At 57.3% G+C, this 15,194-nt stretch carries 15 protein-coding genes; 7 read left to right on the top strand and 8 right to left on the bottom strand.

The features are described from left to right. The first annotated feature begins 2 nt into the window (after nt 1-2). The 3 genes from AC0L7P_RS20490 to AC0L7P_RS20500 are packed head-to-tail and all read left to right on the top strand — an operon-like array spanning nt 3 to nt 3,485. Nucleotides 3-977, top strand: a complete 975-nt coding sequence (locus AC0L7P_RS20490) for an ABC transporter permease (RefSeq protein WP_473435971.1) — start codon at nt 3-5, stop codon at nt 975-977. Between the two features lie 13 nt (nt 978-990). Continuing rightward, a complete protein-coding gene (locus AC0L7P_RS20495; protein WP_473435972.1) occupies nt 991-1,977 on the top strand; it encodes an ABC transporter permease in 987 nt (328 codons plus the stop codon). Continuing rightward, complete coding sequence (locus tag AC0L7P_RS20500; protein WP_473435973.1) at nt 1,974-3,485, top strand: sugar ABC transporter ATP-binding protein; 1,512 nt, start codon at nt 1,974-1,976, stop codon at nt 3,483-3,485. The genes AC0L7P_RS20495 and AC0L7P_RS20500 overlap by 4 nt, the downstream gene beginning before the upstream one ends. Before the next feature lie 4 nt (nt 3,486-3,489). Here AC0L7P_RS20500 and AC0L7P_RS20505 read toward each other — a convergent pair whose 3' ends face one another. The 6 genes from AC0L7P_RS20505 to AC0L7P_RS20530 form a co-directional block, all read right to left on the bottom strand. After that, the gene (locus AC0L7P_RS20505) at nt 3,490-4,152 is read right to left on the bottom strand and encodes an SH3 domain-containing protein (RefSeq protein WP_473435974.1); all 663 of its coding nucleotides are present in this window, start codon (nt 4,150-4,152) and stop codon (nt 3,490-3,492) included. Between the two features lie 108 nt (nt 4,153-4,260). Further along, complete coding sequence (csgH, locus tag AC0L7P_RS20510; protein ID WP_473436233.1) at nt 4,261-4,638, bottom strand: curli-like amyloid fiber formation chaperone CsgH; 378 nt, start codon at nt 4,636-4,638, stop codon at nt 4,261-4,263. 22 nt (nt 4,639-4,660) lie between these two features. Further along, nucleotides 4,661-5,317 carry a hypothetical protein gene (locus tag AC0L7P_RS20515; RefSeq protein ID WP_473435975.1) on the bottom strand — a complete coding sequence of 219 codons (657 nt, stop codon included), beginning with the start codon at nt 5,315-5,317 and terminating at the stop codon, nt 4,661-4,663. A gap of 30 nt (nt 5,318-5,347) precedes the next feature. Then, nucleotides 5,348-5,833 (bottom strand): hypothetical protein, encoded by a 486-nt coding sequence (locus AC0L7P_RS20520; RefSeq protein ID WP_473435976.1) that lies wholly within the window; start codon nt 5,831-5,833, stop codon nt 5,348-5,350. Between the two features lie 113 nt (nt 5,834-5,946). Next, a complete protein-coding gene (locus AC0L7P_RS20525; protein WP_473435977.1) occupies nt 5,947-7,002 on the bottom strand; it encodes a CsgG/HfaB family protein in 1,056 nt (351 codons plus the stop codon). 62 nt (nt 7,003-7,064) lie between these two features. Next, nucleotides 7,065-7,538 (bottom strand): curli assembly protein CsgF, encoded by a 474-nt coding sequence (locus AC0L7P_RS20530; protein ID WP_473435978.1) that lies wholly within the window; start codon nt 7,536-7,538, stop codon nt 7,065-7,067. Nucleotides 7,539-8,309: 771 nt separating this feature from the next. Between AC0L7P_RS20530 and AC0L7P_RS20535 the strand changes: the two genes are divergently transcribed. The 4 genes from AC0L7P_RS20535 (at nt 8,310) to AC0L7P_RS20550 (ending at nt 13,157) form a co-directional block, all read left to right on the top strand. After that, on the top strand, nt 8,310-9,698 hold the full coding sequence (locus AC0L7P_RS20535; RefSeq protein WP_473435979.1) for a hypothetical protein: 1,389 nt from the start codon (nt 8,310-8,312) through the stop codon (nt 9,696-9,698). Nucleotides 9,699-9,779: 81 nt separating this feature from the next. Further along, complete coding sequence (locus tag AC0L7P_RS20540) at nt 9,780-11,054, top strand: hypothetical protein (protein ID WP_473435980.1); 1,275 nt, start codon at nt 9,780-9,782, stop codon at nt 11,052-11,054. A gap of 81 nt (nt 11,055-11,135) precedes the next feature. Further along, nucleotides 11,136-12,539 carry a hypothetical protein gene (locus tag AC0L7P_RS20545; protein ID WP_473435981.1) on the top strand — a complete coding sequence of 468 codons (1,404 nt, stop codon included), beginning with the start codon at nt 11,136-11,138 and terminating at the stop codon, nt 12,537-12,539. A 231-nt stretch (nt 12,540-12,770) separates the two neighbouring features. Further along, the gene (locus tag AC0L7P_RS20550; RefSeq protein WP_473435982.1) at nt 12,771-13,157 is read left to right on the top strand and encodes a VOC family protein; all 387 of its coding nucleotides are present in this window, start codon (nt 12,771-12,773) and stop codon (nt 13,155-13,157) included. Between the two features lie 37 nt (nt 13,158-13,194). Here AC0L7P_RS20550 and AC0L7P_RS20555 read toward each other — a convergent pair whose 3' ends face one another. After that, on the bottom strand, nt 13,195-14,202 hold the full coding sequence (locus tag AC0L7P_RS20555) for a LacI family DNA-binding transcriptional regulator (RefSeq protein WP_473435983.1): 1,008 nt from the start codon (nt 14,200-14,202) through the stop codon (nt 13,195-13,197). A gap of 58 nt (nt 14,203-14,260) precedes the next feature. Next, on the bottom strand, nt 14,261-15,169 hold the full coding sequence (locus tag AC0L7P_RS20560) for a nucleoside hydrolase (protein ID WP_473435984.1): 909 nt from the start codon (nt 15,167-15,169) through the stop codon (nt 14,261-14,263). Nucleotides 15,170-15,194 lie beyond the last annotated feature (25 nt).

Genomic DNA, 15,194 nt, shown 5'->3' on the forward strand with positions numbered 1-15,194 from the left:
CAATGGACAAGATCGACAAAAAGGCCATCGGCACGTTTTTGGCGCGTCAGGGTATTCTGGTTGCATTCGTGCTTTTCATGATCGGTTTTGCGATTGCGAACAGCCGCTTTCTGGGGATCGACAACATCATGGGCGTGGTCCGCTCATCCGCGATTCTGGGGGTTATGGCGCTGGGTGTGACCTTTGTGGTCATCAGCGGCAATCTGGATCTGTCGGTGGGGTCAATGATGTCGTTTTCCACCATCGTGGTGCTTGACCTGCACGACAAACTCGGCCCGACATTGGCCATTCCGGCAATGTTTGCGATGACGCTGCTGCTGGGGGCATTTATCGGGTTTCTGGTTGGCTATCTCAAACTCAACTCACTGATCGTGACCCTTGGCATGTTATCGGCGATCCACGGGCTGACCCTGACCTATTCGGGCGGTAAAAACATGGATATCGCCGACAAGGCCGACACCTGGTTCGGGGTGTTCGGACGCGGCACCGCCCTGGGCATCCCGGTGCCTGTCCTGATCTTTGCCCTGGTGGCGGCGGTTCTGGCGATCATTTTGGCACGCACGCCGTTCGGGCGCAAGGTTTATGCCGTGGGCGGCAACGGCACAGCGGCCACGTTTTCGGGCATCCCGCGCGCGCGCATCGTTTTCATGTGTTATCTGATTTCGTCATTCTGCGTGGCCATAGCTGGCCTTATTCAGGCAAGCCGTTCATTGGGCAGTCAAAACACCGTAGGGCAGGGGATGGAACTGGATGTTCTGGCGGCGGTGATCCTTGGTGGCGCCTCGCTTTTGGGCGGGTCGGGAACGATTTTCAAAACGGTCATCGGGGTGCTGATCCTTGGGTTCATCCAGAACGGGCTGCTGCTCGTCGGGTTGGAATTCTATGTTCAGTATGTCGTCACCTGGGTCATCATCATCCTTGCTGTCTGGCTGGATATCGCGGCCAAGCGCGGGCGCCTTTGGTCATCCATCGCGTGAACGGGAGAGCATAATGTCAAAATACATCCAAAACGGCGCGATCTGGGGTTTCATCCTGCTTGAACTGGTCTTTTTCAGCATTGCGGGCGAATTTCTGTCCCTGTCGGACAAGGCGTTCATGGATTGGGACAACATGCTGTTGTTGTTCAAACAATCGGCCCCCATCGGGATTATCGCCCTTGGCATGACCATCGTGATGATCAACGGCAACATCGACCTGAGCGTCGGGGCCACCTTTGCCCTGTGCGCCGTGGTCATGCTGGACAGCATGACATGGCCGATCTTTGCCGGCCTTGGCGATTGGGTGATCCCGATTGCATGGGTGCTGGCCCTTGGCACCGGCATGATCCTGGGCCTGATCAACGGGTTGATCGTGTGGAAAACCGGGGTTGATGCCTTTATCGTGACGCTGGGGTCGATGCTGGGCTTTCGCGGTCTGGTGTTCATGTATAACGGCGAAAACCCCACATCGCACCTGAACTGGACATTGGTGGACATGGCCGAGGCCGATGTTCTGGGCATTGAAATGCCAACGCTGATCTTTGTGGTCTGCACCCTTGTCATATGGCTGTTGATGACGCGCACGGTGCATGGGCGAAACGCCTATGCCATTGGTGACAACCGCGAAGCGGCGGTGAACGCGGGCATCCGTGTCGGCCCGCATATGGTGTGGAATTTCGTGATCGTCGGCTTTCTGACCGCGCTCAGTTCCGTTGTCTTTTATTCGGCCAGCGGGTCGGTAAACCCCAATGACGGCACGCTTTATGAACTTTGGGTCATCACGGCGGTGGTTCTGGGGGGAACCAAGCTTTCGGGTGGGTCCGGGTCGATCATTTCAACCTTTGGCGGGGTGATCGCGATTCAACTGTTGCGCAAGGGGCTGGGCCATATCGGCGCGGATACCGCTATGGTCAATCTGGTCATCGGCCTGATTCTGATCGCCGTGCTGTTTCTGGATAAGCAGTTGAACCGCAAGGGCAAAGAGGAGTTGAAGATATGAGCGATCAGAAACCTGCATTGCGCCTTGAAGGGATCGTCAAGACATTCCCCGGTGTGCGCGCCCTTGACGGTGTATCGTTCGAGGTGATGCCCGGCGAGGTTCACGCCCTGCTGGGGGAAAACGGTGCCGGAAAATCCACCTTGATGAAGGTGCTGGGCGGCATTCACCAACCCAACGAGGGCCGTATTTTCATCGAAGAAAAAGAGGTGACCATGGGGTCGCCCCTGGATGCGAAATCCAAGGGCGTCGTGTTTATCCATCAGGAACTCAGCCTTGCGGATGAACTTTCGGCGGCGGAAAATATCTATCTTGGGCATTTGCCCTGCAAAAGCTTCGGGCGGGTTGATTGGGACACGCTCTATGCCCAGACCAACGAAATTCTGGGGCGCCTGAAATGTGGCTTTGATGCGCGCAAACGGGTGGGGGATCTTTCCATCGCCAACAAACAGATGGTCGAAATTGCCCGCGCGCTGACCGTGGATGCCAAGGCGGTGATTTTCGATGAACCGACGGCATCGCTGACCGACGCGGAAAAGGTTGTGCTGTTCGACATTATCAACGATCTGCGCGACCGGGGGGTCGGGGTGGTTTATATCTCGCACCGTATGGATGAGATTTTTACCATTTCCGACAAGATCAGCGTGTTGCGCGATGGCAGCTATCGCGGATCTCTGGTGACGAAAGACACCGACGAGGACGAAGTGACCCAATTGATGATCGGGCGCAGTCTTGATCTCAGCCACCCGATCATTCCCAACGAATTGGGTGGGGTCGCATTGGAAGTACGCGGTTTGTCCTGCGGTGATCTGTTTCAGAACGTCAGTTTTCAGGTGCGTACAGGCGAAGTGGTGGGGTTTTACGGGTTGGTCGGTGCCGGGCGCACCGAAATCGCCGAAACCCTGTTTGGTCTGCGCACCCCGACGGCCGGCACGATATTGCTTGACGGGAAAGAGGTGCAGATCGATTCACCCGGTGATGCCATCGGCCATGGCATTTCCCTGGTGCCCGAAGATCGCAAGGGGCAGGGGTTGGTGTTGGGCATGAACTGCCGCGACAACATGACCCTGCCGCAGATTGCGTCATTGGGGAACGGGCCGTTCGTGTCTGCCGCTGCCGAGAACGAAATTTTCGACAAATACCATGACATGCTTGAGATCAAGACGCCGGGCTGGCGCCAGCAGGCCGGCAATCTGTCGGGGGGAAACCAGCAAAAGATCGTGATCGGTAAATGGCTGTCGATGCACCCAAAGGTGCTTATCGTCGATGAACCGACCCGGGGCATTGATGTCGGGTCGAAATCCGAGATCCACAATCTGATCCGCGAATTGGCCGCGCAGGGTTATGGCGTGATCGTCATCAGCTCGGAAATGCCCGAGGTGCTGCGTGTGTCAGACCGCATCGTGGCCATGTTCCACGGCGAAGTGATCCGCGAATTCACGGCGGAAGAGGTGACCGAAGACAATCTGGTGCAGGCCATTTCCGGCATCCGCCCGGATCGTGCTGCCTGACAGATCACTCAGCCCCGAGTGTTCCCGGCACATATGTCACGATCGGCCATTCATCCTGACGGACCACCGTTTTGGCAAGCCAACCTTCCTGGTCCCCGAATGTTGCGCGGCACCAAATGCCGTCAGAGGCCTGCAGGCAATAGTTGACACGCACCGACGTGTCTGCGGGGATTGATCCAAGGCTGGGCGCATCATGACGCGGTTGCGCGCGGACGTTAAGATTGACCAGCACGTCCACCACGGCGAATGTTCCGTTGCCCTCAGACATCTCTGGCCGCGCGAGCTGATCTGGCTTTGCGCAGTCCTGGCTGAACCCGACGAAATAGCAGCGATGCCGGCTCAGCGCGGCGGAAAGTTCGGCGTTTGCCCCGTCGCCCTCGGCGCGTTCAAGAACAAGTCCGTCACCGGAAGCGTTGAGCGACCCGGTGATCCGTCGCTGGTTGCCACCAAGGGCCGTCACGACAGAGCCGTCCGATTCGTTCAGAATGATCTGACCGGCATCGATCAACCAGCCGCTGGCCGTCGACAGCGGCGCGGTGCATCCGGCGGCCGTTACCGCGCCCGCCGTCCCGTCGGATTTGGCATCCAGCACCACGGTACAGTTTGCGGCACCTTCCGAAAAACGCAGAATCGAATACGAACCATTGCCCCGAGAAGGCGGCGACAAAGTCATTCTCTGATTGTGCGATCGCGGAGGAGGAAAACAAGGTAAACGCAGCAGCAGCGGCGATGGCGAATCTCGAAATTGGCATCATAAAGTGTCGTTCCTGAGGAATTATTCTACGGTGATACTTTTGCTATAGCGGGTCTCGGTGCCGGACGCATCCACCAGCACGAGATCGACGGCGACTGTCCCGCCGGATTTGACCGAAAGTTCGGACCTGCCCACTGTATCTGTTGACCCTGGGGTTACATCAAATTCCCCGCGTTGGCGCAACCGCGTAGACCCTGCCTTGTCGGATTTGCTGATTTCAAGGGTTGCGGACACATGGCCGTTCTGATGGCCAACGACCTGCCCGGATATCCGAACGCCGCCTGCGGTCTTGACCAGATCGATGCGTCCTGCCGCGCTTGTGCTGTCTGCGAATGTGTCCGACGGCGCCGAAATGGCTGCGGCAGCCAAGAGCGCAAAAAGGGCTGGAACGCGCATCACCTGATCCAATCTGCGTTCATTGCTATCTGTATTGCGTAATAAACACAGTCCCACCGTTGGACCGCACGCTGGCACCGGTTGCTGCTGCGGTAAACCCACTGCCAACCTGTGTATAGGTGGCGGTGGTATCTGCGCCTTCCACCAACAATGTATAGGTATTGCTATCGCCATTCTGGACCAGTCGGCCGCTCGCCCCGTTGCCGTTCACGGTTACGGTTCCTTCGTTGCCATCGCCGCGTTGTTCAAGGGATGCAAAGGCATTCTCGCCGGTTACGGACAGGATACCGGAATTATCACCGCCCACCTGCGTCAGGAAGGCCTGACCAAGAAACCCGTTCAGGTTTATGGTGCCCGTATTTCCACTCGGCAGAGATGACGTTGACGAATCCTGGTTCAACAGGACGGTTCCCCGGCCTCCGGCAATCGTAATTGTGGCCTCATTGCCATCACCCAACTGCGAGGCAGGAGCAAGCCCATCAAGAGATCCGGCGACAAGAGAGTCACTGGCATCACTCTGATCGATTGTAATCTTGTTGCCAACGACCGGATTCGCCCCGCTGTCTTGCAGCAGATAGATCACGTTTCCGTCGCCAGCAAATGCAGAGGATCCTGCCAGAATAAACAGAACTGCACCTGCGCAGCTACGGGCCGATTTGGAGAAAATTCCTGAACTGTACATTGCAAACATACCTTATGACTTTGCCCGACATTACCATGAGTATTGGGAGATTGCCACAGAATTGCGGGTGCCGGTCTGGCTGACCACGGCGGTATTGCGGTTTCCGGCCTGATAGATCGCGGTCTGGTTGAATGTTCCGTTCACTGTCGCCGATATCCGGTTGCCATAGCCGGATTGATTGGCCGCAAACAGATTGTCTGATCCGGTCACATTGAAAAACAGATCGTTTGCCGTTCCTTGCTGGCTGATCTGGCCGGGGGCCAACCCGGCGAGCAGCGGCACATCGTTATACCAGCGGTCTGCGGCGACCAGAGACGTGGGGCTGTCAAACTGAAGCACGGCGCGGTTTAACGTTCCGGTTTGCGTGATAGTAAGGACGTTTTCAGGTGGATCGCCCAGGATCACCAGAGTGTTGTCCAGCGGACTGGCAACAGCAGCGGCCGGAACCAGCGCAACGGCGAGGGCCAGGGCCGCAAAAGAGCGGGCTATGGTCGTGCGTGCTTCCGAAATGCACATGTGGGATCCTCCAGAATGAAAAAGCCGGGCTTGGCGCCCGGCTTTCAGTCTTGAATGGTCTCATGTCATGGGGTTGGCGGAATTCGGGCTATTCAGAGACAATACCAGAATAGTTAACCAACTGTTTCGCCTTCCGCTGCCGGAGGTGGCGGGGAGGGGGCGCGTTTCGGCTGTGACGGCGCGGGCGCCAATACCCGGCTGACCGTGGCGGGGCGGCTGGGCCGCCGTGCCGGGCGTGTGGTTACGACCTGTGCCGGATCACGGCGCAGCAACCGCACGGGGCCGCCTGCATTTGCGGGTATCTTCCCATTATAAAGCTGGTTGCGATAGCCAGCGACGAAACGCGCACCAGCCGCCTTGTCGGCAAAAGACCAGATGCCGATCTCGGCGCCTTCGGCGACCAGGCTCATCACGGCCTTTTCGATTGCCTGCTGCACTGCCAACTGGCGTGGTTCGTTGGTCGCGCGGCCACCTTCGACTTCGAGCAGTTCGTCAAGCGCGATATAGGTAAAGATACCGCCCTGCGTCCCGTAGGATGCAATCGGCTTGCGCACGACAACGCTGGCCAGAACTTCGCCGGTGTTGGTCGCGACCGCGCGCATGCTGACCGTCACGACGTCAAGTTTCCATTTGCTGTTGGCGCCAATTCCAAGATAGCGCGCACCGGCCCCGCCGGTCAGGGTATTACTGTCATATCCGGTGATACCGCCCTGAATGATGATCCCCGCATGGGCGAGTGGCGAAAGAGCGGCAGGGTTGATCTTGGCCTCGTCACGATACTGACGCCGCATTTCCGTCACGATCTGGCGTTCGCGAATGAGCGATTCGAGGTCCGAGCGATCAAGAACCGTGAACCAGCGCCGTTCTCCCGCATCCTGAAGCGCGTTGATCAGCATCTGCGCGCCCCCTTGCGTCACGGCACGTGACAGCGATTGGGTGTTTTCCATCTCTTTATACTGGCCGGTCAGGTCAGGAAAATCATACACGGAAATGATCACCGGCTTGCGCGGTGCGGGCATGGCCCGCAGGGCCCGGTTCTGTGGGGTAAGATCACCGACCGTTGCCACGAAATCGCTGGAGTAGAAATTCGACACCGGCTCGGTGCATCCTGCAAGTGTAAAGGCAAGTAGCGCGACGCCCAGAGCCTTTCTCTTTATATAGGCTGTCATAAAGTTGCCTCTTATGTCGTCGGTCTCAGAGTGCCGACAGAAAATGTTCAATCCGAATGCGTTCAATCCGACACGACAAGTTGTGGAACCACGATCTCGGTGACTGTTCCGTCAAGATTGTCGGTGATGACCAGGCGGATTTCCGTAAGGCTGCGGTCGAACTGGACCGTCGTGGTGCCGAATGTCACCAATCCGTTTGACTGTGGCGTGTCGCCAAAGATCGCATCGGTCACCTGTCCCGCCAGGGCCGACAGAAGCCGCCCCTCCAACTGCCGCACGAACAGGTCTGCGTTGGATGAGCCGGTGTCAGGATCGACCGTGCCCGAGGTGTCGCCGCTGTTGGCGTCGCGGGCTGTGGCCTGCCGCTGCGCGTTGGCGATGGACAAAAGGTGGGTTGAGTTGAGAGGGTTGCCGCCGAAGGACGGGTTCACCGGCGTGTAGACCAGATCCTGAGCGGTAGCCATGGGAGCTGCCGAGATCAGCAGCGACCAGACCGCGATCTGCGTCAGCGCCGATTTGGCGTGGTTTGGAAACATGTCTGGTTACCTCGGTTGCTGGTGGATTTCGGAGGAGCCCTCCGCCTGTGCGTGCGCGGGCAAAGTCACACAAATCCAAGGCGTTTTTAAAGCCTCTCTGGGTGATGAACGAATATGACGTCGCCTATGTGGCACAGACGCCACGCGCCAGGGCGCCGGCAAATGCCAGAGTGACCACGTTCGGGCGGTCCAGGCCCTAATTGGTGCGGTTTTGCGAGTGAATCCAAATACGTTGCGCGAATCGGGCTTCATTGATGGTGCGAGCCCTTCAGTTGATTCGATCTTTTTAGAATCTCTTTTAAAATTTATCGCATAGGGAGAAAGTAAAATTCATAATACAACCATTGCGGTAATTCCGTTAACTTCTTTCACCAGAAATTGTGTTTATTAACAGCCTGTTTAGCGGTTTCTACGGCGCTTCCGCAGGCCACCGGCCAGATGACCGCGAAGTTTTGCGAAGAAAAATACCACTGTTTTCAGCGATCTAGAACAAATCATGCGATCTTGCCGCGATTGTTTTCAATTCTACGGCGAATTTACGGCGTTCAGCCGAGAATGCGGCGGTATTTTGGAAAATGTTTGCCTAAATTGAATTCAAATAGTAAAAGTTTGACTGGGTAGTTTAATCATTGGGAGGGCGTTGGTTTGCCTCACTGTCGTGGTCACATTCTAACGATCTAGACCCGCACAGATTGCGGATAAAATTAATGTTTATCGCATTTAGCGGCCGAACTTTGCTGTTCGGCCACCCGAAAATTCTGTCTTTGCGCTGTGGCAAGCCGCATCGACTTTTTTAAATTTGATCAGGAGGATGCCATGAATCTTTTGAAGCGTACGCTGCTCGGGTCCACCGCGCTGCTTGCAAGCCTGTCAGCGGCCAATGCCGACAGCAACAACGCCTATCTGGACCAGAACGGCGCGAACAACTCGGCCCAGATCGATCAGGCAGGTGGTAGTTTCAACCAGGCCGGGCGTAGTTCACAGGATGTGACCCAGAATGGTGACAACAACATTCTCACCATTCTCCAGTCGAATGACGGGTCCACAGGCAGCGGCAACCGGATTGGCGTCACCTCGAACGGCCTGGGCGGCGCGGTTATCCAGACCGGATCGCGCAACGTCCTGGATTCCAAACAGGACGGCTTTCGCAACGGGGTGAACACCGTTCTTCAGACCTCGGAAGACGGCCTTGCAGGCACTGCGAACTCGGCGACGATCCGGCAACTTCGGAATTACGGAATCATTGGCACCGTCGAGCAGACAAGCGCAGTCGCATCAACGGCGGTGATGAACACCCTGTCGCTGACGCAGCAAGGTGGCAACAGCAACCGCATCTCGACCGCCAGGCAAGAGTTTACCGGGGCAAGCGGTGATGCGCAGAACCTGATGACCATCTTTCAGAACGGCGGAACGAACACGGTGACCTCGGCCAGCCAGATTGGCTATGCCAACACGATGGACATCACCGAGAATGGCCGGACAAACCGGGTCAATGATGCGCTGCAGAACGGCTCGGACAACACTGCCAATCTGTCCTTCAACGGTGATTTCAATGGCAACGCCGGGTTCACTTCGGGCGGTGCAGCCGAAGCCGCGGGTGCTTTGGCCAGTACGTCGATTCAGCTTGGAACCAGCAACCAGATCGGCATGACCGTGACGGCGAATTCAAACCAGTTCGGGTTCTTCCAGGACGGTCATGACAACCAGGCGACGGGGATCTCGATCACCGGCGATTCAAACGAGCTGGGCGTCCATCAGGTCGGCACCTCGAACAAATTGTTGCTGGCGGCGATCACGGGCACCGGAAACAACGTCGGGCTGAAACAGAACGGCACCAGCAACACCGCCGATCTTGCCATTACCGGCAGTTTCAACGGTGGCGCAAACGGGTTTACTGCAGGCGCAGCGGGTGCGCTGGGGCTGACCGCAGGCCTGATGGAGCAATATGGCGTGGGCAACGCGATCACCCATGTCGTGAGCGGTGACGGCAACGTCTTTGCGTTCAAACAGGACAACGCAACGTCCGGCGGCTCGGGCAACACCATCAAAGGCAAGCAGAGCGGCAACTCCAACCAGGTCGCGGTGCTTCAGGATGGAAGCAACAACATGGCCAACTTCCAACAGATCGGCAGCTTCAACAACGCCTCGATCACGCAATAAGTCACGGACGGCGGCAGGCGCTGCGCCAGCCGCCCTTCATTCCACCGGAACCACAGACCCCTTAACGCAAGAGGAAATCAAATGAACATCTCCAAACTCGCTCTCATCAGCGGCACCGCCCTGACCCTTTCCATGTCCGTCGCGCTGGCCGCGAACGATAACGAGGCGTATCTGAAACAGAACGGCGACGACAACACCGCCGTAGTCCAGCAAAACGCCGGCCCCGGCAGCAACCGCGTGGGTCAGTCCGGAGCGCCGGTCCTGCAGAAAGGCGACCGCAACAGTTTTAGCGAAACCCAATCCACCGGTGGCGGGTTCAGCCGCGGCAACAACGTGATTGATGCGCTGCGCCAAAAGGGCGACGATAACAGCTTCAGCTCGAACTACAGCAACAATGCCGGCAGCAACACGATCAGCGATGCTGACCAGGTCGGTGACAAGAACGTCGCTTCGGTCGGTCGCAACAACTCGGTCGGCGGCACCGTCGGCGTGCTGCTCCAGAAGGGCGACAGCAACTTCCTGAGCATCACCCAGCAAAGCGGCAGCGGCAACACTGTCAACAGCGTCAAGATGATCGGCAGCAACAACGGCGCCGGCATGGTGAACGCCAACAACAAGGGCACGCGCATCGTCCAGTCGGGTGACGGCAACACGATCCAGCAGGCCCATATCGAAGGCAGCAACAACAACCCCACCATTTTCGGACCTGCCGGACCGTTCAAGGACAACGTCCAGCGCATTCTTCAAACCGGCACCGATAACGGTCAGATCGCTTCGATCGCCGATACCAAGGGTTCGAACGGGAACTATATCCGGGTCAGCCAGAACGGTATCGCAAACAACTTTGACCTGCGGCAGGGTGTGAACACCGCGTCGACCGGCAACGCCACCGATGTATCGCAACTGGGTGATTCCAACATGGCGACCGGCACCCAGGGTGGCGACAACAACACGATCATGATCACGCAGATCGGAAACAACGACGTCGCGTCCACACTGCAAGCCGGAAGCAACAACGGCGTCACGACTACGCAGACCGGCGGCGACGGAAACCAAGCTTATGTCGATATCCTCGGTGACAACAACGGTACGACCACTGCCTTTGGCGGCGGCGTTGCTGGCGGGCTTGGGCTGATCTCGGGCGAAATCATTCAGACCGGCGGCCTGAACTTTGCCAGCCTGGACATCACCGGCGACAACAACGCCTTTGCGTTCTCGCAGCTTGGTAACGACAACACGATCACGGGAACCCAGATCGACAACAACAACCAGGTCGCGGTGTTGCAGACCGGAAACACCAACACCACCGGCTTTGCCCAGATCGGCAATGGCAACAACGCCTACGTCAATCAGTAAGGCCACACTTTCGGCGGACCCGGGAAATCGGGTCCGCCACCCACGGCAAAATTACCCGGCTCGTCAAGGAAAGGATCGTAAGTGTCCAGGAACAAATATTCCCTCGCTGTTCTGGCCCTTTGCCTTGCCGCCCCCACCCTGGCCCGGGCGCAGTCCACCGACAGTTCTGTCCTTATCACCCAGGATGGCCAAGACAACGCCGCCGAGATTATCCAGAACGGCGACACCAATCAGGCCGGTTCTGACACGGTGGTCATGTTTCAGGATGGTCAGTACAACGCTCTCAGCATTCTTCAGACGGGCAAGAACAACAGCGTCGGTCTGACGGCGCCCGGCATCCGCCAACTTGGCCGCTTCAATACTGAAACGACGTTCAACACCATCGACATCGAACAGACGTCCAACCGAAATGTCGTTGGATCCGTCGAACAAAACGCCCTTGGCGTGGTGACCCATGGCGCCAACACTCTTGTCGTGCGTCAGGGCACCGGCGAAGAAAACGTTCTGAACTCGGTTAATCAGACCCAGAAATCAGGCGAGGCCCGGCAAATCGCCACCATCGAACAATTCGGCATGCAAAACGTCGTGAACAGGGTCGAACAGTTTTCCAACAGCCTTTTCCGGGGCGAAGAGAACCGCATCCGTATTACGATGAGGGGCAACTTCAACGGTCAACTTTCATTGGAAGGGTTCGCGGCGATCCCCTCGACCGCCGACAACAGCATCCTTCAACAGGTCGGCACCGAAGACGAAGAGGCCAACGGCAACATCGCCGATCTTCTGATCTATGGTGACAACAATCGGTTCGGGATCCGACAGGGCGGTCGCCTGAACTCGGTCGGGCTTTTGACGATCTCTGGCAACGCAAACCAGCTTGGCTTGCGCCAGGACGGCACCGAGAACGACATTTCAATAGCGACGATCCAAGGCGACGACAACAACATCGGCATGGATCAGATTGGCACGAATACGGCCGTACTGGACATGATCGGTGAAGATAGCGATGCCAACAAAATTCTGGTGCGCCAACAAGGCACCAACGATCTGAACATGCGCATCGAGGGCAGCAGGAACATCCTGACATCGGATCAGGATTACGATTCTGGCCGGGGCGGGGAAAACACCGCATCCATGACGGTGCGTGGATCCGACAACGCGGCCCGTCTGATACAGGCGGGAACCAATCTTTTCACCCTCGACATCACCGGCAGCGGCAACAACACTGGCGGGCTCATGTCGGCCGACGCGCGGGCATTGGGGCTTGCGGCCGGGTATTTTCTGCAATCCGGCACCGACAACAACGCAACCATGACCGTCGAAGGGAACGACAACCGGTTCGCCTCGGAACAGACGGGTCTGGCCAATATTTTCCGCCTGTCAGTCAAGGGCGATGACAACGAATCCGCCTTGCTCCAGGGTGGATCGCGCAACGATGCCTCCATAAGTCAGCGCGGCATGGCCAATTATGCCCGAATCCGACAGTAATCGCGAAAACGGATCATCGGCGTGATGACGCGGCAAAACCTGTTGGCCCCTTCATATGATCACCGGTTCGCTGGCCTCAGTGTCAGTGTTTCAAAGTAATCATCCTTGAATTGCGCTCGATTCTGCAGGACCAGCAGGGTATAAGCAAAATCATCATAACGTGCCGCGCGCCCGCATCTTTGTTTCAAAGGTTCATGCCAATCGTCACCCAGACTGCAAGAGGGCCATCAAATGAAAATACTCCGCCTGGATCATGTGAACGTCAAAACCGCCAAACTGGCCGAAATGGTCCGCTTCTACGAAGATATCCTGGGCCTGAAATCCGGCGCACGGCCGGATTTTCCCTTTCCGGGCGCCTGGATTTATGTCGGTGAATACCCCATCATTCATCTTGTCGGGGTCGCGCAGGAATGTGCGGCGGTGGACCCCAAGATTGAACACTTCGCGCTTCAGGCGACGGGCCTGACGGCAATGACCGAAAAGCTGACGCAGGCTGGTATCCGCCATTCGGTCGATCCGGTCCCGGGTGCGCCGATTGTGCAGGTGAACCTTGAAGATGTGGACGGTAACCACATTCATATTGATTTTCACTCTGACGAATTGAACGCGTCCGACTGAGCCTGCCGATGGCGACTTTGAAAGGGTCGCAAACATGTCAAGGCGCTGCTCCGCAGGTTTCACCTATCCACAATTCGCCCTGCAAAAGCTGGGCCGACGGATGTGAAGATTGCGACCCATCCAGGGTGTCAAAAGCCCTTTTGGCCAGCTCTCGCAGGGGCAGAACGATTGTGGTGATGCGCATGAACCCATGGCGCGCTTCGGAAATGCCATCAAAACCGACGATTGCCAGATCCTGTGGAATTTCAAGCCCGATTTCATGTGCGGCGCGAACGGTTGCGATGGCCTGTTCATCGGTTGTTGCGAAAATTGCGCGTGGGGCGGCGCCAGACGTGAGGAATTCGCGGATCTGGTTCGTCGCGTCAAGCCGGTTGGACGAGACATAAAGAACGCGGTCGGTGGTCGGCAAACCGGCCTTGGCCATTTCCATTTGCCAGCCCCGGCGCCGTTGGCCCAATGGGCCAAAGTCGGTCGCGCCGGCCAGACAATGAATGTTTTCATATCCCTGCCTGATCAGGTGGCGCGTTGCGATCTGCCCGCCGGCAAAATCGTCAAACAGAATCTGCGGGCTTTGCGACCCCGCCGGTGCCGAATGAACGTACACACGCGGACAGGACGGGTCGTCGTGTTCGGCCGCGTTGACGCTTGTTATGAACACGCCGCGTGCGTGCAGGCCGCTTAGCGCATCGACGAACCTGCTTTCGACATCCGGGTCATTGGACGTATTGCCAAGCATCGTCAGATAGCCGCGCGCCTGGGCCTCGCGTTCGAATTCCCGGGCCAGTTCGCTGAAAAATGCGTTTGACGCATCCGGGACCAACATTCCGATCAGGTTGGTTTTGCCACCGACCAATGCGCTGGCAAGCGTATTGCGGCGATAGTTCAGTGCCGCAATCGCCTGTTCGACCCGCAGGCGGGTTTTCGGAGACACGTTGCGCGGCCCGTTGTTCAGGACATAACTGACAACCGCAGTCGACACATTGGCAGCTTTCGCAACATCAGAAAGCGTCGCGCGTTTGGTTGGCTTTCCGGGCACTTCGTTCATCTTTTTTGGCCCTGCTTCCGTCAATTTTCACGCGCCTGTTTGTCCAATCATCCCGGGGTCAGGCGAAGGCGCGGATGAATTTTTCTTTCACGGCTTCGATGTTTCCGCCCACGCAAACGCCGATTTTTGGTGCGCCGGGCGTGTCTGTCACAATGGTCTGGCCGATGGCCTCGCCGGTTTCGACGGCCTGAACAGGGTGGTGTTCGATCTCGAACATTTCGGGGTGAGTGCAGGCGATGACGGCCATGGGATCATGCAGCCCGCACCCGTCAACTTTGGGGACTTCCTTGTAAAAATTCAGATAAAACCCGCTGGCGTCTTTCAAAAATCCGCCGAGTTTTGGGGAGGTTTCGGCAAGGGCCGTGAAATCCTGCGCCTGGATCAGAACCCGCATCGTGACATCCAACCCGACCATGAGGCAGTCAGCCCCCGAATTGATGACCACATTCAATGCGTGAGGATCGTTAAAGGTGTTGGCCTCGGCGAAGGGTGTCACATTGCCGGGGCAGAACGCCGCCCCGCCCATAAAGACGATCTTTTTGACGTTGGTTGCAAATTCCGGGTCAAGGCGGATCGCATCGGCAATATTGGTGATCGGTCCGATCGGACAAACGGTCAGTTCACCCTTGTGTTCGCGCGCCATGCGGCACAGGAATTCTGGCGCGGTTTCGGTGATTTCCCTGGTTGTTGGCGTTTGGGCCGGAATATCGCCAAACCCTTCCACCCCATGAACATTACTGGACGGTGGGTTAAAGGCGCGTGTCATCGCCCGGCCCGCGCCTTTGGCGACAGGCACGTCAAGGCCCGCCAGTTCCAACAGGCACAACGCATTTCGGGTTGCGGTTTCCACGGTCACGTTGCCAAACACACTTGTCAGCCCCAACAATTCAATCTCGGGGGCGCGGGCGGCATAGAAAATTGCCATGGCGTCATCAACGCCGGGATCGGTATCAATAATAAGTTTCACGGTTTTGCCTCTTGAATTGCAGAAT

It is taken from the genome of Oceaniglobus sp. K40-3 (assembly GCF_055808395.1).